General features: G+C 66.3%; 16 protein-coding genes and 1 tRNA gene. 6 read left to right on the top strand and 11 right to left on the bottom strand.

The features are described 5' to 3' along the window. Position 1 precedes the first annotated feature (1 nt). Complete coding sequence (locus AABA51_RS00310; RefSeq protein ID WP_338273364.1) at positions 2-475, top strand: fasciclin domain-containing protein; 474 nt, start codon at positions 2-4, stop codon at positions 473-475. Between the two features lie 69 nt (positions 476-544). Beyond that, positions 545-1,048 (top strand): fasciclin domain-containing protein, encoded by a 504-nt coding sequence (locus tag AABA51_RS00305; RefSeq protein WP_338273363.1) that lies wholly within the window; start codon positions 545-547, stop codon positions 1,046-1,048. A 74-nt stretch (positions 1,049-1,122) separates the two neighbouring features. Here the strand turns inward: AABA51_RS00305 and AABA51_RS00300 are convergent, their stop codons facing one another. From AABA51_RS00300 to AABA51_RS00285, 4 genes are all read right to left on the bottom strand, one after another. Further along, complete coding sequence (locus AABA51_RS00300; RefSeq protein WP_338273362.1) at positions 1,123-1,449, bottom strand: NirD/YgiW/YdeI family stress tolerance protein; 327 nt, start codon at positions 1,447-1,449, stop codon at positions 1,123-1,125. 8 nt (positions 1,450-1,457) lie between these two features. After that, positions 1,458-1,613 (bottom strand): hypothetical protein, encoded by a 156-nt coding sequence (locus AABA51_RS00295; protein ID WP_338273361.1) that lies wholly within the window; start codon positions 1,611-1,613, stop codon positions 1,458-1,460. Between the two features lie 149 nt (positions 1,614-1,762). Next, positions 1,763-4,378 (bottom strand): ATP-dependent chaperone ClpB, encoded by a 2,616-nt coding sequence (clpB, locus tag AABA51_RS00290; protein ID WP_338273360.1) that lies wholly within the window; start codon positions 4,376-4,378, stop codon positions 1,763-1,765. Positions 4,379-4,519: 141 nt separating this feature from the next. Further along, complete coding sequence (locus tag AABA51_RS00285; protein WP_338276674.1) at positions 4,520-5,305, bottom strand: hypothetical protein; 786 nt, start codon at positions 5,303-5,305, stop codon at positions 4,520-4,522. Between the two features lie 98 nt (positions 5,306-5,403). Between AABA51_RS00285 and pyrF the strand changes: the two genes are divergently transcribed. Beyond that, positions 5,404-6,117 carry an orotidine-5'-phosphate decarboxylase gene (pyrF, locus tag AABA51_RS00280; RefSeq protein WP_338273359.1) on the top strand — a complete coding sequence of 238 codons (714 nt, stop codon included), beginning with the start codon at positions 5,404-5,406 and terminating at the stop codon, positions 6,115-6,117. A gap of 31 nt (positions 6,118-6,148) precedes the next feature. Here pyrF and AABA51_RS00275 read toward each other — a convergent pair whose 3' ends face one another. Next, positions 6,149-6,418 (bottom strand): NfeD family protein, encoded by a 270-nt coding sequence (locus AABA51_RS00275; protein WP_338273358.1) that lies wholly within the window; start codon positions 6,416-6,418, stop codon positions 6,149-6,151. Beyond that, positions 6,418-7,305: an SPFH domain-containing protein gene (locus AABA51_RS00270; protein ID WP_338276673.1), complete on the bottom strand. Its 888-nt coding sequence runs from the start codon at positions 7,303-7,305 to the stop codon at positions 6,418-6,420. The genes AABA51_RS00275 and AABA51_RS00270 overlap by 1 nt, the downstream gene beginning before the upstream one ends. A 161-nt stretch (positions 7,306-7,466) precedes the next feature. Here AABA51_RS00270 and AABA51_RS00265 point away from each other — a divergent pair, with 161 nt between their 5' ends. Beyond that, positions 7,467-8,720, top strand: coding sequence for a DNA polymerase IV (locus AABA51_RS00265; protein WP_338273357.1), 1,254 nt, complete (start codon positions 7,467-7,469; stop codon positions 8,718-8,720). 83 nt (positions 8,721-8,803) lie between these two features. On the opposite strand, the gene AABA51_RS00260 is transcribed toward AABA51_RS00265, so the two are convergent. Beyond that, positions 8,804-9,661 (bottom strand): N-formylglutamate amidohydrolase, encoded by an 858-nt coding sequence (locus AABA51_RS00260; protein ID WP_338273356.1) that lies wholly within the window; start codon positions 9,659-9,661, stop codon positions 8,804-8,806. Between the two features lie 168 nt (positions 9,662-9,829). On the opposite strand from AABA51_RS00260, the gene AABA51_RS00255 reads away from it, so the two are divergent. Both AABA51_RS00255 and ykgO read left to right on the top strand, forming a co-directional pair. Continuing rightward, positions 9,830-9,904: transfer RNA gene (locus AABA51_RS00255), tRNA-Val, on the top strand. Between the two features lie 91 nt (positions 9,905-9,995). Further along, positions 9,996-10,121 (top strand): type B 50S ribosomal protein L36, encoded by a 126-nt coding sequence (gene ykgO, locus AABA51_RS00250; RefSeq protein ID WP_109668736.1) that lies wholly within the window; start codon positions 9,996-9,998, stop codon positions 10,119-10,121. A gap of 72 nt (positions 10,122-10,193) precedes the next feature. Here ykgO and AABA51_RS00245 read toward each other — a convergent pair whose 3' ends face one another. The 4 genes from AABA51_RS00245 to AABA51_RS00230 all read right to left on the bottom strand — a co-directional run bounded on the left by AABA51_RS00245 (position 10,194) and on the right by AABA51_RS00230 (position 15,407). After that, a complete protein-coding gene (locus tag AABA51_RS00245) occupies positions 10,194-11,843 on the bottom strand; it encodes a peptidoglycan-binding domain-containing protein (protein WP_338273355.1) in 1,650 nt (549 codons plus the stop codon). Between the two features lie 82 nt (positions 11,844-11,925). Continuing rightward, entirely contained in the window at positions 11,926-13,110 is a 1,185-nt protein-coding gene (locus AABA51_RS00240) for a phenylacetate--CoA ligase family protein (RefSeq protein ID WP_338273354.1), read from the bottom strand. Then, the gene (locus AABA51_RS00235; protein WP_338273353.1) at positions 13,110-13,970 is read right to left on the bottom strand and encodes an ABC transporter ATP-binding protein; all 861 of its coding nucleotides are present in this window, start codon (positions 13,968-13,970) and stop codon (positions 13,110-13,112) included. The genes AABA51_RS00240 and AABA51_RS00235 overlap by 1 nt, the downstream gene beginning before the upstream one ends. A gap of 156 nt (positions 13,971-14,126) precedes the next feature. Then, a complete protein-coding gene (locus AABA51_RS00230; protein ID WP_338273352.1) occupies positions 14,127-15,407 on the bottom strand; it encodes an ABC transporter substrate-binding protein in 1,281 nt (426 codons plus the stop codon). Positions 15,408-15,441: the final 34 nt, after the last annotated feature.

Below are 15,441 nucleotides of genomic sequence, written 5' to 3'. Positions count from 1 at the left end.
CATGCGCAAGACCATCATAGCACTTGCCGCCACGACCGCCTTCACGGCACCGGCTTTCGCCCAGGACATGAATATCATCGAAACCGCCGTCGGCGCGGGCAACTTCACCACGCTCGTCGCTGCGGTCGAGGCCGCGGGCCTTGTCGAAACCCTGTCGGGCGAAGGGCCCTTCACCGTCTTCGCCCCCACGGACGACGCTTTTGCCGCCCTTCCCGAAGGCACCGTCGAAAGCCTGCTCCTGCCCGAAAACCGCGATCAGCTGGTATCGATCCTGACCTATCACGTCGTTCCCGGCGCGGTCATGTCGACCGACCTGTCCGACGGCATGACCGCAGCGACCGTGCAGGGCTCCGAGATCACCATCGACCTCGACAGCGGCGTCATGGTGAACGAGGCCAATGTGGTGACCGCCGATATCGCGGCCTCCAACGGTGTGATCCATGTGATCGACGCGGTCATCCTGCCGCCGATGTAACCCGTTCGCAGGCCCGGCCTCCAATGCCGGGCCTGCACCTTTTCAACCGCACGATCAGGGAGAATGCACATGGATCGTCGCCGTTTTCTGACCAACTCCGCACTTGGCCTCGCCGGGGCCGCCACGATGGGCTTCGCGCTGCCCGCCCATGCCGTGACGGGGTCGTCCACCATCGTGGAACTTGCCGCCGCAACGCCCGACCTGTCGACCCTGGTCACGGCAGTGCAGGCGGCGGGCCTTGTCGATGCGCTGTCCGGGCCGGGCGCGCTTACCGTCTTTGCCCCCACCAACGCCGCTTTCGCCGCGCTTCCCCACGGGGTGCTCGACGGGCTTCTGGCCGATACCGCCGCCCTGACCGAGGTGCTGACCTATCACGTCTCGGGCAGCTACTATCCGGCCGAGGCGCTTCTGGGGCAGCGCGGGCGCGTGCCGACGCTTCAGGGCGGGTTCATCAATGTCGACGCGACCGGCAGCGGCGTTCACCTGAACGGCAACACGCGCGTCACCACGCCCGATGTCTTCGCCTCCAACGGTGTCGTCCATATCATCGACCGCGTTCTGCTCCCGCATTGAGCGACAAAGCCCCAAAAAACGAAGACGCCCCCGGCCCAGCGGCAGGGGGGCGTTTTTTCGTCATGGCCCAAGCGTCAGTAGCGCCGGGGCAGGGTCACGATCCGGCCATCGGCCAGCGTGATCGTATCGGCATAGATCTCCATCCGGATGTCGTCATCGACGAACCCCTCCACCCGGACCAGGTCGCCGGGGCGGACCGGCATGGCATTGGGCCCGATATAGATGCGGATATCCCCGGTCTTGTCGGCAAGGATGAATTCATCCTCGTCCGTGATCCGTTCGACATTCCCCTCCACCACGGCCATCATCCCGCGGCGCAATTCGCCGATGGGCAGGGTTTCGGCCAGGGCGGTGGTCGCGGGCAGCGTGATCGCCAATCCCAGAAGCAAGGCGCGCATCATCCCGACCCTCAATCCAGCGCCACAAGAACCAGAACCAGCGCGACCGCCCCACCAAGGGCCAGCGCCCAACCGGGCAGGGTCACGGTCACGTCCGATTTCAGCCAGGCCCGCAGCCTTTCTGTCGAATTGGTCTGGGCCGCGGTCGTCTTGTCCAGTTCCGTCATCTGTCCGTCTCCTTGATAGGTCGCACGCAACAAGAGATGGAGGGGGTGAGGCGCATATCAATCCTATCGAATATCGATTTTCGATAGTTTATTCCTAATTTCACCACCCCCACCCTGACGGCAGGGGTGGCGACACGCGCGTCTTGCGATCAATGCACCACGGCATCCTCGGGCTTGGGGCGGGTCGAACGTGCCACGCGGTTACCCACGATCAAGCCGTCCACCCCGGCATGCACCTCGATGGTGCTGCCATCCGTGACTTCGCCCGCAAGGATCATCTCGGCCAGCTGATCTTGCAGGCTGCGCTGGATCACCCGCTTCAGCGGCCTTGCCCCGAACACCGGATCATAGCCCTCATCGGCCAACCACCCCAGCGCGGCCTCGTCCAGCGCCAGCGTGATCTTGCGCTGCGCCAACCGCTTTTCGAGCCGCTTGAGCTGGATCTTGACGATCCCGTCCATGTCGTCCCGCGTCAGCCGGTCAAACACGATCATGTCGTCCAACCGGTTCAGGAACTCGGGCCGGAAATGGGCGCGAACCGCCTCCATCACGTCACGCTTCGCCTGCGCCGCATCCGATCCGTCCGGCAACTGGCTCAGGGCCTGGGACCCAAGGTTCGAAGTCAGCACGATCAAGGTCTGCTTGAAATCGACACGCCGCCCCTGACCGTCGGTCAGGATGCCATCATCCAGAACCTGCAACAGGACGTTGAACACCTCGGGATGCGCCTTTTCGACCTCGTCGAACAGGATCACCTGATAGGGCCTGCGCCGCACGGCTTCGGTCAGGACACCGCCCTCGTCATAACCGACATAACCCGGCGGGGCACCGATCAGGCGGGCGACCGAATGCTTCTCCATGAATTCGGACATGTCGATGCGCACCATCGCCTGATCGTCGTCGAAGAGATACTCGGCCAGCGCCTTGGTCAATTCGGTCTTGCCAACGCCCGTCGGCCCAAGGAACAGGAACGAGCCCAGCGGCCTGTTCTCATCCTGCAGGCCCGCCCGCGCGCGGCGCACGGCACGGGACACGGCCTGAACCGCCTGCATCTGGCCGATCACCCGCTTGCCAAGCTCTTCCTCCATCTTCAGCAGCTTCTCGCGCTCGCCCTCCAGCATCTTGGACATGGGAATGCCGGTCCAGCGCTCGACGACGGCGGCGATCTGTTCGGGGCGCACGGCCTCTTCGACCATGACATCCTCGTCCTGCGCCTCGGCGGCGGCCAGATCCTTTTCCAGCTGCGGGATCACGCCATAAGACAGCTCGCCCGCGCGCGCGAGGTCGCCATTGCGCTTGGCCTGATCCAGTTCCGCCCGTGCCTGATCGAGCCGCTCCTTGATCGTGCGGGCCTGGTCCAGCTTGTCGCGCTCCGCCTGCCATTTCGCCGTCATCGCGGCCGATTGCTGTTGCAGATCGCCCAATTCGCGCAGCAGCTTTTCCAGCCGATCCTTGGAGGCTTGGTCATCCTCCTTCTTCAGCGCCTCGGCCTCGATCTGCATCTGCAGGATCTGGCGGTCGAGCGCGTCCAGCTCCTCGGGCTTCGAATCCACCTCCATCCGCAGACGGCTGGCGGCCTCATCCATCAGGTCGATCGCCTTGTCCGGCAGGAACCGGTCGGTGATGTAGCGATGCGACAGCGTGGCGGCAGCGACCAAAGCAGCATCCGAAATCCGCACCCCGTGGTGCAGCTCGTATTTCTCCTTGATGCCGCGCAGGATCGACACCGTATCCTCGACCGTCGGCTCCTCCACCATCAGGGGTTGGAACCGCCGCGCCAGCGCCGCGTCTTTCTCCACGTATTTGCGGTATTCATCGAGCGTCGTGGCCCCCACGCAGTGCAATTCGCCCCGCGCCAGCGCCGGCTTGATCAGGTTGGCGGCATCCATCGCGCCATCCGATTTGCCCGCGCCCACCAACGTGTGCATCTCGTCGATGAAGAGGATGATCTCACCGGCAGCCGCCGTGATCTCGCCCAGGACCGCCTTCAACCGCTCCTCGAATTCCCCGCGATATTTCGCGCCCGCAATCAGCGCGCCCATATCCAGCGCCATCAGCGTCTTGTTGCGCAAGCTTTCCGGCACATCGCCGTTGACGATGCGCAGCGCCAGACCCTCGGCAATCGCCGTCTTGCCGACACCGGGTTCCCCGATCAGCACCGGGTTGTTTTTCGTGCGCCGCGACAGCACCTGCATCGCGCGGCGGATTTCCTCGTCGCGCCCGATGATCGGGTCGATCTTGCCCGCCCGCGCGGCCTCGGTCAAATCGCGGGCGTATTTCTTGAGCGCTTCGTAGCTGTCCTCGGCCCCGGCGCTGTCCGCCGTCCGCCCCTTGCGCAGATCGTTGATCGCGGCGTTCAGGCTTTGCGCATTCACCGCGCCCGCCTCCAGCGCCTCGCGCGCGGGGCTTTGCACCACGGCGAGTGCCGTCAGCATCCGCTCGACGGCCACGAAACTGTCGCCCGCCTTTTTCGAGATCTTCTCGGCCTCGTCCAGAACCTTGGCGGTCTGCTTGTCGACATAGATCTGGCCCGCGTCGCCCGTCACCTTGGGCAGCTTGCCAAGCGACAGCTCGACCGCCTCGCGCACACGCTCGGGCGCACCGCCTGCCCGCTTGATCAGCGCGGCGGCCATTCCCTGATCGTCGTCCAAAAGAGCCTTGAGCAAATGCTCGGGCGCGAGTTTCTGGTGATCCTCGCGGCTTGCGATCGTCTGGGCAGCCTGCAAAAAGCCGCGCGCGCGATCGGTGAACTTCTCCAAGTTCATGGTCTTTCTCCTTGTCCAAGCGCCCTTGCGATCCCCACCCAAGCTTGCGGCATGGCGATCAACGGGCCTCGGTCATGGATGTGGGGAGCGCGCGCCGCCCATGCAAGTCGCGATACGCCTCCTCCCCCGCAAAAGCGCCTGTCACCCCCCGCGCTTGGGAACCACCAGCCGCGCGGGCCGCGCCGCCTCTGCCGCCTTGAACAGTGAAAAGGTCTGCGAGACGTAATTCACCGCACCCGATATGTGATCGATATAGGCCCTGACCTCCGGCGTCATGTCGGCCTCGACCAACTGGATCGGCCGGGCGGGATTGTCCGCCTCGAACTGGACATAGAACAACGGCTCCCCCCGCCGCAAAACGATGTCGCGCGACGGATCATGCCATTCGAAGGCCCACATCAGCGGCCGGGGCCACAGGCTGATCGGAAAGCGCCCACCGAAAATCGTGCCCGGCAAGGGGTCGGGCCGGTAATGCAGAAAGGGCGCAAGCTGCGTGATATGGACCGGCTCATCGGCCAGAAAGATATAGGGCAGATTCAACTGGATCGTCGGCCTGTCGGGATAGCGCCACTCCACCTCGTTCACGAGGCTGACCAGCCCGGCGATCTTGGACCCCCGGATCGCCGATCCTGTCCCCGCGCGGTTCACCAGGGCCGGCTTGCCCTCGGCGTCCCGCGTGAACCCCAGCCGCAGGTCAAAGGGGCACGAGACCTGGAAATACCGGCTTTCCATCTGGATCACCGCCGGACAGCGCGCGGCGGATTTGGCATGCGTGCGGCTCACGTCGCGGCTGACCAGACGCTCGGGCGGATCATACAGAACCCCACCCTTCTGGATGTCGCGCAGCCATCCCACCGTGACCGGCCCCGAACCGGGCCCATCCGCAGGGCGTTCATACTCGATCGAAATCCGCATCGTCACACTCATACTCACGGCACTTGCACGATATCAGCACCGGCAGCGCCTGTTGACAAGCGATCACCTGCGGGTCAGGGACGACCCGATCCAGCCAGAGGTATCGCTCCATGTCCCGGCCCCTTGCCACGCCCCCCGCAGATGACCGCCTGATCGTCGCCCTCGACGTCGACAACGCCCTTCAGGGTCTGGCAATGGCCGAACGGATCGGCGACGCGGTCTCGTTCTACAAGATCGGGCTGGGCATGCTGACCGGTGGCGGCCTCGCACTCGCCAATGAACTCAAGCAGGAACATGGCAAGCGCATCTTTCTCGACATGAAATTCTTCGACATCGGCGCGACCGTGGAAAAGGCCGTGCGCGGGATCGCGGCCTATGACCTCGATTTCCTGACCGTCCATGGCGACCCGCAGGTGGTCGCCGCCGCCAAACAGGGCGCATCGGGCAAGGATCTGAAAATCCTTGCGGTGACGATCCTCACCTCGAACGACCGCGCCGATCTGGATGCGAACCTGATCGTGCCGGGCGACATGGCCGAGATCGTGACCACCCGCGCCACCCGCGCCTTCGAGGCCGGGGCCGATGGCGTGATCGCCTCCCCGCACGAGGCGGCGATGATCCGCGCCCTGCCGCAATCCGCAGGTCGGCTGATCGTCACACCGGGTGTGCGCCCCTCGGGCAGCGACAAGGGTGACCAGAAACGGATCGCGACACCCGCCGCCGCCATCGCCGCAGGCGCCGATCACATCGTGGTGGGCCGCCCCGTCTGGCAGGCCGAAGACCCCGCCGCCGCCGCCCGCGCGATCCTGTCCGAATTGCCCTGAACGGGCATCTCACCGCACGGGCTGACCGCGCTCAATCCTCGTTGATGTCCCGGTCAAAGGTCTTCACCTGCCCCCGGTAGACCCCGGCCCAGCGCCGCAGCACCAGCCACGATCCCAGCGACACCACTGCAAAGACCAGCAAAAGACCCGGCAGGGATACCGACAGGCCCAGGGCCAGCAATCCCGCCACCACGCCCGCGCCCAGCGCGAATCCCAACAGGACAAAGCCCGGCAGCAGCGTTTCCCCGATCGCGAGCGCCACCGCAGCGGCACCCCAGACCCACCAGGCCGCCCACCACATCAGCCACGCCCCTTGAGCATCTGGAACGCCTTGCCAAAGGCATCCACCGCATCGGCGGGCACGATGATCGTCTGGCTTCCCTGCCCCTTGGCGACCTGCGCAATGGCGCGCACCTGTTCCAGGGCGACATTGTATTGCACCGCCTCAAGCCCGCCCTTGGCGATGGCCTCGGCCACGACGCCCGTGGCATAGGCTTCGGCATCGGCTTCGACCCGGCGCGCCTCGGCCTGCTGGCGGGCTGCGTAAAGCTCCGCATCGGCGGCCAGTTCCACCGCTCGCTTCTGCCCCTCTGCCCGGGTCACGGCGGCCCGCCGCTCCCGTTCGGCGTTGAGCTGCTGCAACATCGCGTCCCGTGTCGCCTGGTCCAGACCCACATCCAGGATCTCGGCCCGCGTCACCTCGATCCCCCAATCATTCACCGCGCCCTCGACGCTTTCCTTGATCCTCGCGATCAGGCTGGCGCGGTTCGATTGCACCTCGTCCAGTTCCATCTTGCCGATCTCGGCCCGGACGATCCCCGCAACCGTCGTGGCAATCGCCGCATCCACGTCGCGGATCCGGTAGACGGTCTTTTCGGGCTCCAGCACGCGGTAGAACACGCTCGTCTCGACCACCAGCAACACGTTGTCGAGCGTGATCGCATCCTGACTCGCATTGGGCAATTGCCGCTCCAGGATCGAAACCCGATGCGCCACCTTGTCCAGAAAGGGGACGATGAAATTGATCCCCGGCCCCAGCACCGATTTCAGCCGCCCGAAGCGTTCGACCACATGCTGTTCGGATTGCGGCACGATCCGGATCGCCAGAAAGATGCACAGTATGATGAACAGCGCGAGCAGCAGCACCACGAGGCTCCCGCCAAAAATCTCGTTGGTCAGCGCATCCATGGCAGGCCTCGCGGGTTGATCCTCGGGTTTCATGGCCGAAATAATGCGACCACTTCCCCCGGTATTCTAGGCGAAAATGCAGCGCGCGACCGGTGGATTTCCCGAAAGTGCCTCCCCCGCAGCACCTTCCGCCGCCCTGTCGGCGCGGGTATGATCCGCCCATGCCCAGCCTGTGCCGCGATTGCCTGACCCAATTCGACAGCGCGCGGCGCTGCCCGGCCTGCGCCAGCCCGCGCCTCATTGCCCATCCCGAGCTTTGGGACCTCTCCATCGCCCATATGGATTGCGATGCCTTCTACGCCTCGGTCGAAAAACGCGACAATCCCGACCTCCGCGACAAACCCGTCATCATCGGCGGCGGTCGGCGCGGGGTCGTCTCCACCGCCTGCTACATCGCCCGGATCAAGGGCGTGCGCTCGGCCATGCCGATGTTCCAGGCGCTCAAACTCTGCCCAGAGGCGGTGGTGGTCCGGGGCCGGATGGAGGTCTATGCCGAGGTCTCACGCCAGATCCGCGCCATGATGGAGGATCTGACCCCTGCCATCGAACCCCTCTCGCTCGACGAAGCCTTCATGGATCTCACCGGCACCGCGCGGCTGCATGGCGCGCCCCCCGCCGTGCTTCTGGCCCGCCTCGTCAAACGGATGCAGACCGAACTGGGCATCACCGGCTCCATCGGACTGTCGCACAACAAATTCCTCGCCAAGCTCGCCTCCGACCTCGACAAGCCGCGCGGCTTTTCCGTGATCGGCCGCGCCGAAACCATGGATTTCCTGCGCGACAAACCCGTGCGCATGATCTGGGGCATCGGCGCCGCCGGGCAGGCCAGCCTCGACAAGATCGGCATCCGCAGCTTCGCGGACCTCCGCCGCTGGGACCGCGCCGATCTCCAGGCCCGCTTCGGCGCCATGGGCGACCGCCTCTGGCACCTGGCGAGGGGTCAGGATGACCGCCGCGTCGCCCGCGACCGCGCGGTGAAATCCATCTCCAACGAAACCACTTTCGCCGACGACATCGCCGATCCCGACCTGCTCGACGGCCATATCTGGCGGCTGTCGGAAAAGATCGCCGACCGGGCCAAGGCCAAGGGGCTCGCCGGCCGCACCATCACGCTCAAGCTCAAGCGCGCCGATTTCCGGCTCCTGACTCGCCGCTTCTCGCTGCCCGACGGCACCCAGATCGCCGATCGCATCTACCGCAACGCCCGCGCGCTTTACGACCAGACCGATCACCAACATCCCTACCGGCTCATCGGCGTCGGCCTGTCCGATCTCGTCCCCGCCGCGACCGCAGACCGCGAAGGCGACCTCCTCGATCCGCAGGCCGCCCGCCGCACCGCCGCCGAACGCGCCACCGATGCGATCCGCAAACGCTTCGGTGACGACGCGATCCTCAAGGGCCGCGCCCTGCGCTGACCCCCGCCATCTTTGCTTTCCAAAATACTCCGGGGGGAGTCGCGGAACGCGACGGGGGGCTGGCCCCCCTCCGCCCTGACCACCTATTCGGCAGCCAGCGCCACCCGACCGGGCCGCGCCGCGATCACCCGCTCGATCACCCGCGTCACGATCCGCTTGACCGCGTCGAAATCGGCATTGGGCCGCAGGGTCCGTTCGTTCATGTACAGCGACCGGTCGATCTCGACCTGCACCGCATGACGCCCGCGCGACGGTCGCCCGTAATGCTGCGTCACGAAAGCCCCGGCAAAAGGCGCGTTGCGGATCACGCAAAGCCCCTCGGCCGCGAATCCCGCCTCCAGCGCCTCGACGATCTCGCCCGAGGCCGAGGCCCCGAACCGGTCCCCCAGCACCACTTCGGGCCGCCGCTGGCCGGGACGGCTCACGCTGTCGAGCGCCTCATGCGGCATGGAATGGAAATCGAGCAGCACGGATTCGCCGAATTCCGCCTCCGCCTCGCCCAGCAATCCATCGAGCGCCCCGTGATAGGGCCGCCAGACCTGCGCGATACGCGCCTCCGCCTCAGCCCGGCTCAACTTGCCGCGATAGATGGCGCGCCCATTGGCGACCACGCGGGGAATCACCCCCAGCCCAGACGAGATGCGCGGCGTCTGCACCACCCGTCCCACGCCCTCGACCACGGCGGGGTCCATCTCTTCCGGGCTGCGGTTCAGATCGAGCCAGGCGCGTGGATATTCCGCCGCGATCACCGGCGCGCCAAGACGCGGTGCTTCCTCCACCAGCATGTCCATGAAGGCATCTTCCGAAGACCTTATCGCGCGCTCGTCCAGCACGCTCGCGCGCAGGAATTCGGCGGGGTAATGCCGTCCCGAATGCGGCGAGGCCACCACCACCGGCGTCAGGATGCGGCGCGGTCGATCAACACGATAGGGCGGGTGCATGCGCATTCCGTTCAAGCTCTGTCCCACCATGATATAGCGGGATTTCCCGCCAAGCCAAAAGCCCTTGAACCACCCCCCCAATCCTTCTATAGACCGCTCACCCTAGCGGTGCGCCACCGTCTCGGGCCTCAGGGTCTTGGGCATGGGCGCGGCGCTTCACGGGATATCGGGCGGTTAGCTCAGCGGTAGAGCACTACGTTGACATCGTAGGGGTCACTGGTTCGATCCCAGTACCGCCCACCATCCCGGAAACGGGAACAGATTTCGCCGGTCCCATCCGGGGCCAGACAGCAACCCAAGGCGCATCGCCGCGCCGCGACGAAGGAGACAGGCCATGAAGGTCAAGAACTCGCTCCGCTCGCTCAAAGAGCGCCATCGCGACTGCCGCGTCGTGCGCCGCAAGGGCCGGGTCTACGTGATCAACAAGACCCAGCGCCGGTACAAGGCCCGCCAGGGCTGAGACCGCGCAAGCAGGATTGAAACGGGCCGCCCCTCTGGGCGGCCTTTTTCGTTTCGGTGCGTCTCACCTATCTCAATCGAAAAGACGACCACCGATCGCCTCGGCCAAAAGCCGCACGACCGTGATCTGGTCCAGATACCCCGTCGGGGCCAATCCCCGCCCCTCCTGATAGGCCCGGATCGCGATGCGCGTCTGGCGGTCGATCACCCCATCGGCCCGCCCCGGATCAAGACCCACCGCCGCCAGGCGCTGTTCGACCAGCACCCGCACGGGCTGGGCAAGGTTCAGCGCCGCCTCGACCTGCTCGGCACGGGCCTGTGCCTCGGGGCTCAGACCCGATTCGATCTCCGCGATCCGCGCCCGCGCGGCCGGTACGAACAAGCCGCTCGGATAGGCTTGAAGATAGCTCCGGTAGGCCCCGACCGAATCCTCCCGCCGCACCGCGTCCCAGGCGTCCCGCTCCTCGGCTTCCGCCTCCGCACGCCGCGCCGCCTCGATATCCTCCAGCCGCGCGCGCGCGACATCGGCATAAAGCCCGCGTGGAAACCGCTCGAGGTAACTGCGCAGTCCCGCTTCGTCCTGTCCCTGCCCGATCGCCTGCCAAAAGGCGCGGTCGGCCAGCTCCTGCGCCTCGCGCTGACGCCGCGCCTCGTCCTCCAGTTCCGCCGCGCGCTGCGCCGCCGCCTCGCGCAAGCGCCCGATCTGCCGCTCCGTCAGGAACCCGGTCGCCTCCTGCCCCGACGCTTCCTGCCACGCCCGGATCGCGCCGCGCGTGCCGGGGCCGAAAATGCCGTCGATCCCCCGCGTGTTGTAATCGAGGATCGTCAGATCGCGCTGGATCTGCTGACGCGCCGCCCGGTTCAGGTTCAGCGCGCTCTCCACCGCCTCGGCCTCGGCCAGCGGATCGACCGGTTGCGCGGCCAAGGCCGCCAGTGCCGTCCGCGCCTCCGCGGCATGGGCACCTTGCGGATAGCGCACGAGATAGGCGTCATAAGCGCCCGCCGTGTTCAAATCCCGCGCCGCCTGCCACAGGGCGGTTTCCTCCGGCGACGGACCCGCAGGCGGGGGAACATCCGCCTCCGCCCCCAGAAACGGCAGGGCCGCCGACAGAAAGCCGTGGCTGCGCAGGTTGCCCGCAGCCTCAAGGGCGGCGGCAAGATCGACACCGGGGCGCAGAACCGCATCCCGCGTGAACTCCGCCAGATCGTCCGGCGCACCCGAGATCACGGTCACACCTTGCGGCGCATCGATCGGCCCCAGCCCCCGGCCCAGCCCCTCGCCCGTCTCGATCCCGCGCGGCTCCGTCCCGATCAGCACGATGGAGCGCCCCGGCACCTGCCCCGCAACCTCCAGGATCACGTCAAGCGACAGACCCTGCCGCCCCACGCTGGCAAGATCGGGCGCATCCGCCTCCGTGCCGAGAATCCATGTGCCCCTTTGCGACCGCACGACATGGCCGGCCAGCGCGATGAACAGCCGCTCGGTCTCCCCCGCTTCGATCAAGGCCGACAGCCCCGCGCCCATCGCCTCCGCGGTGCCGTTCTCGACCACGATCACCTCGAACCCGGCCTCGGTCAACGACCGGTCCAGCGCGGCGATCTCGTCGGCCTGCCGCAAGGATTGGCCGTGGTCATGGCGCGTATTGGCGATCAGCAGCGCGGTATCGGCCAGCGCCGCAGGGGCGGCAAGCAGGCACAGGGCGACGGGCAACAGGGCACGCATGGAACAGGTCTCCGGCTAGGGTTTCATCTTGCCAGAGGGGTAGCATGGCCCGCCCCGGTTAACCGATAACACCCGGTCCGGATCAGTCGTACTTTCGTTGATCGTCGATCACCTTGCCGTCATTGGGCAGGCTTCCGGGCGCCACGATCTCCACCTGCCCGCGCAGTTTCAACACGGCGGCCACGCTGTCCGACAATTCCGCCGCGCCGATCCCCTCGGCCTCGACCTGCACTTTCATCACGTCCATCTCGCCTTCGCGGCTCGCGATGACGCGGGCGCGGCGGACCTCGGGATGACGCGCGACCAGTTCGGCCACCTGTTCGGGACGCACGAACATGCCCTTGATCTTCGTGGTCTGGTCGGCCCGCCCCATCCAGCCCTTGATCCGCATGTTGGTCCGCCCGCAGGGGCTTTCCCCCGGCATCACCGCCGACAGATCACCGGTCGCAAAGCGGATCAGCGGGTAATCGGGGTTCAGCGTGGTCACCACCACCTCGCCCACCTCGCCCGGCGCGACCGGGTCGCCCGTGCCGGGGCGCACGATCTCCACGATCACGCCCTCGTCGACGATCATTCCCTCCATCGCCTCGCTCTCATAGGCGATATTGCCCAGGTCGGCGGTGGCATAGCATTGCAGACAGGCAATCCCGCGATCGGCATATTCCTTGCGCAGCGATGGAAACAGCGCGCCACCGCCCACGGCCGCGCGGGTAAAGGACAGGGCCACCCCCATCTCCTCGGCCTTGTCGAGAATCACCTTCAGGTAATCGGGCGTGCCCGCATAGGCGGTGCAGCCCACATCGCGCGCCGCGCGCACCTGCAACTCGGTCTGGCCCACGCCCGCAGGCAGCACTGCCGCCCCCACGGCCCGCGCCCCGCTCTCGAAGATCATGCCCGCAGGCGTCAGATGGTAGCCGAAACAATTCTGCACCACGTCGCCCGGTCCGATCCCCACCGCATGCAGGAACCGCCCCATCCGCCACCAGTCATGGCTGACCCCGCCCGGCTCGTAGATCGGCCCCGGGCTCTGGAAGACATGGGCCAGATTCGTGACCGGCAATCCGCCAAAGGGCGGCTGCTCGGCCTGCCGCGCCACCAGCTCGGACTTGCGCAAAACCGGCAGCCCCGCCAGGTCCGCGAGCGACGACAGCGCCGCCATCCCGTGCGAGGCCAGCTGCGCGTTCACCCCCACCAGCTGATCGGCGGCGCGCTCGTCCGCGCTGCGCGTCTCCAGCGCGTCATAATGTTTGCGGTTCTCGTCCAGCATCAGCTCAACCACCTCTTGCGCCGCCGGTAGCTGCGGACGTCTCGGAACGACTTGCGGCCTTCCTCGGACATGCCGAGATAGAATTCCTTCACATCCGGGTTCTCGCGCAGATCGGCCGCCGGGCCATCCATCACCACCCGCCCCGATTCGAGGATGTAGCCGTAATGCGCAAAGCGCAGCGCCACGTTGGTGTTCTGCTCGGCCAGCAGGAACGTCACCCCCTGCTCCTCGTTCAACCGCTTCACGATGTCGAAGATCTGTTCGACCAGCTGCGGCGCCAGCCCCATCGACGGCTCGTCGAGCAGGATCGTCTCGGGCCGCGACATCAGCGCCCGCCCGATCGCCGTCATCTGCTGCTCACCGCCGCTCGTATAGCCCGCCTGGCTCGTCCGCCGCTCCTTCAGGCGCGGGAAATACTGGTAGACCATCTCCAGGTCGGCTGCGATCGCGCCCTTTCCGTCCTTGCGCGTGTAGCTTCCGGTCAAGAGGTTCTCCTCGACCGTCAGATGCTCGAAGCAATGCCGCCCCTCCATCACCTGGATCACGCCGCGCTCCACCAGTTCCGAGGGCGAGAGGTCCTGCACCCTTTCCCCGCGATAGGTGATCGACCCCTTGGTCACCTCGCCGCGCTCGGAATGGAGCAGGTTGGAAATCGCCTTGAGCGTCGTGGTCTTGCCCGCGCCATTGCCGCCAAGCAGCGCGGTGATGCCGCCTTTCGGCACCTTCAGGCTCACGCCCTTCAGCACCAGGATCACATGGTTGTAGATCACCTCGATATTGGTGACCTCCAGAAGCGTCTCCGCCCCCGACAGTTCCGGCGCGACGCCATCGCCATGGCTCTCCACAGGCTGGTCCAGCATGTCCGGGCTCTCCCCCTCTCGAACACCCGTCAGGGCGCGGTCACATCCGGTTAAGGTTAACGGGCGGTCAAAGTCGGTGACCCACCCCCACCTTCATCTTTCCAAAAATATGCAACTCCCGGCGGCGACGGCCCGCGCCGCCGCCGGGGTTTGGCCTCAGCTCGCCGGGCAGGTGCGCGCCTCGATCCCGGCCTCGGCGGCGTATGCTGCCGAATCCTCCAGAACCAGCGGCCCCGTCACGCTGTCATCGGGCGAGATGAAATCGGTCAGCGTGACCCATTCCGTCCCGTTCCACTGGGTCATGATCGCCTGGCCGGTGCCGCCGTGATCGGCGCAGCTCACCGCGAATTCCGGCCCGACGCCCGGCATGCCCAGCTCTTCCATCCGGGCATTGGTCATGACCAGCGCTTCCATCCCGTCGCGCATCATCGCGGGCGTGATGTCACCGACGCCATGGATCTCCTGCGCCGTGCGCGCGGCCTCGGCGGCCAGCATCGCGGCATACATGCCCCGCGTATAAAGCACCGAACCCAGGTTCGTGCCGTCGCCCGCGGCAAGGCCCGCATCGATCACATGCTGCTGGATCTCCGCGAAGACCGGCATGTCGCCCAGACGGTTCATGTTCAGCGCGCGGTAACCGGCTGCCGCCTCGCCCGCCGAGGCCACGTCATGATCGGCACCCGCCCACCAGTTCCCGATGAAATTCTCCAGCGGGTAGCGGATGTTGATCGCTTCCTGGATGGCGACCTGGTTCATCACGCCCCAGCCCCAGAACAGCACGTAATCGGGCCGTTCGCGGCGGATCTGCAGCCACTGGTTGCCCTGCTCCTGGCCGGGGCTGTCGACCGCGATCTGCGTCAGGGTGAAGCCGTGCTGGGCTGCCAGCGTCTCCAGCGTGCGGATCGGCTCACGGCCATAGGCCGAGTTGTGGTAAAGGAGCGTGATGGTCTTGCCCTCGAGCGAGCCGCCGTTTTCTTCCAGCAGCACGTTGATCATGACCGAGGCCGCGTCCCAGTAATTCGCCGGGTAGTTGAACACGTGGCTGAAGATTTCGCCGTTCACGGCGGATGTCCGGCCATAGCCCATCGTGTGCAGCGGGATGCCATCTGCGGTCGCGCGCGGGATCAGCTGATAGGTGATGCCGGTCGACAGCGGCTGATAGACCAGCGCGCCATCGCCCTTGGTCGCCTCGTAGCATTCCACGCCGCGCTCGGTGTTGTAGGCGGTTTCGCATTCCACCACCCGCACCGGCACGCCGCCGATGCCGCCGTCACGCTGATTGAGCAGCGTGAAGTAATCCTGGTAGCCATCCGAGAACGGGATGCCGCCGGCGGCAAAGGGGCCGGTCCGATAGGACAGGTCGGGGAACATCAGGTCGGCGAATGCCGGGGTGGCCAGCATGGCACCGGCGGCGACCGTGGTAAGCAGTTTCTTCATCGGGGTTATCCTCCCTTGGGTTGATCCGATCTTG

The organism is Roseicyclus marinus (assembly GCF_036322625.1).
Taxonomy (GTDB): domain Bacteria; phylum Pseudomonadota; class Alphaproteobacteria; order Rhodobacterales; family Rhodobacteraceae; genus Roseicyclus; species Roseicyclus marinus_A.
This window is presented reverse-complemented; position numbering and strand designations above follow the sequence as displayed.

Bases quoted from the DNA above. Each gene is read 5' to 3' on its own strand.
- AABA51_RS00285 (WP_338276674.1), bottom strand. From the start codon at position 5,305: ATGAGTGTGACGATGCGGATTTCGATCGAGTATGAACGCCCTGCGGAT.
- AABA51_RS00275 (WP_338273358.1), bottom strand. From the start codon at position 6,418: ATGTGGTGGGCGGCCTGGTGGGTCTGGGGTGCCGCTGCGGTGGCGCTC.
- AABA51_RS00260 (WP_338273356.1), bottom strand. From the start codon at position 9,661: ATGCACCCGCCCTATCGTGTTGATCGACCGCGCCGCATCCTGACGCCG.
- AABA51_RS00265 (WP_338273357.1), top strand. From the start codon at position 7,467: ATGCCCAGCCTGTGCCGCGATTGCCTGACCCAATTCGACAGCGCGCGG.
- AABA51_RS00245 (WP_338273355.1), bottom strand. From the start codon at position 11,843: ATGCGTGCCCTGTTGCCCGTCGCCCTGTGCCTGCTTGCCGCCCCTGCG.
- clpB (WP_338273360.1), bottom strand. From the start codon at position 4,378: ATGAACTTGGAGAAGTTCACCGATCGCGCGCGCGGCTTTTTGCAGGCT.
- AABA51_RS00300 (WP_338273362.1), bottom strand. From the start codon at position 1,449: ATGATGCGCGCCTTGCTTCTGGGATTGGCGATCACGCTGCCCGCGACC.
- AABA51_RS00295 (WP_338273361.1), bottom strand. From the start codon at position 1,613: ATGACGGAACTGGACAAGACGACCGCGGCCCAGACCAATTCGACAGAA.
- AABA51_RS00270 (WP_338276673.1), bottom strand. From the start codon at position 7,305: ATGGATGCGCTGACCAACGAGATTTTTGGCGGGAGCCTCGTGGTGCTG.
- AABA51_RS00310 (WP_338273364.1), top strand. From the start codon at position 2: ATGCGCAAGACCATCATAGCACTTGCCGCCACGACCGCCTTCACGGCA.
- pyrF (WP_338273359.1), top strand. From the start codon at position 5,404: ATGTCCCGGCCCCTTGCCACGCCCCCCGCAGATGACCGCCTGATCGTC.
- AABA51_RS00240 (WP_338273354.1), bottom strand. From the start codon at position 13,110: ATGCTGGACGAGAACCGCAAACATTATGACGCGCTGGAGACGCGCAGC.
- AABA51_RS00230 (WP_338273352.1), bottom strand. From the start codon at position 15,407: ATGAAGAAACTGCTTACCACGGTCGCCGCCGGTGCCATGCTGGCCACC.
- AABA51_RS00235 (WP_338273353.1), bottom strand. From the start codon at position 13,970: ATGCTGGACCAGCCTGTGGAGAGCCATGGCGATGGCGTCGCGCCGGAA.
- AABA51_RS00305 (WP_338273363.1), top strand. From the start codon at position 545: ATGGATCGTCGCCGTTTTCTGACCAACTCCGCACTTGGCCTCGCCGGG.
- ykgO (WP_109668736.1), top strand. From the start codon at position 9,996: ATGAAGGTCAAGAACTCGCTCCGCTCGCTCAAAGAGCGCCATCGCGAC.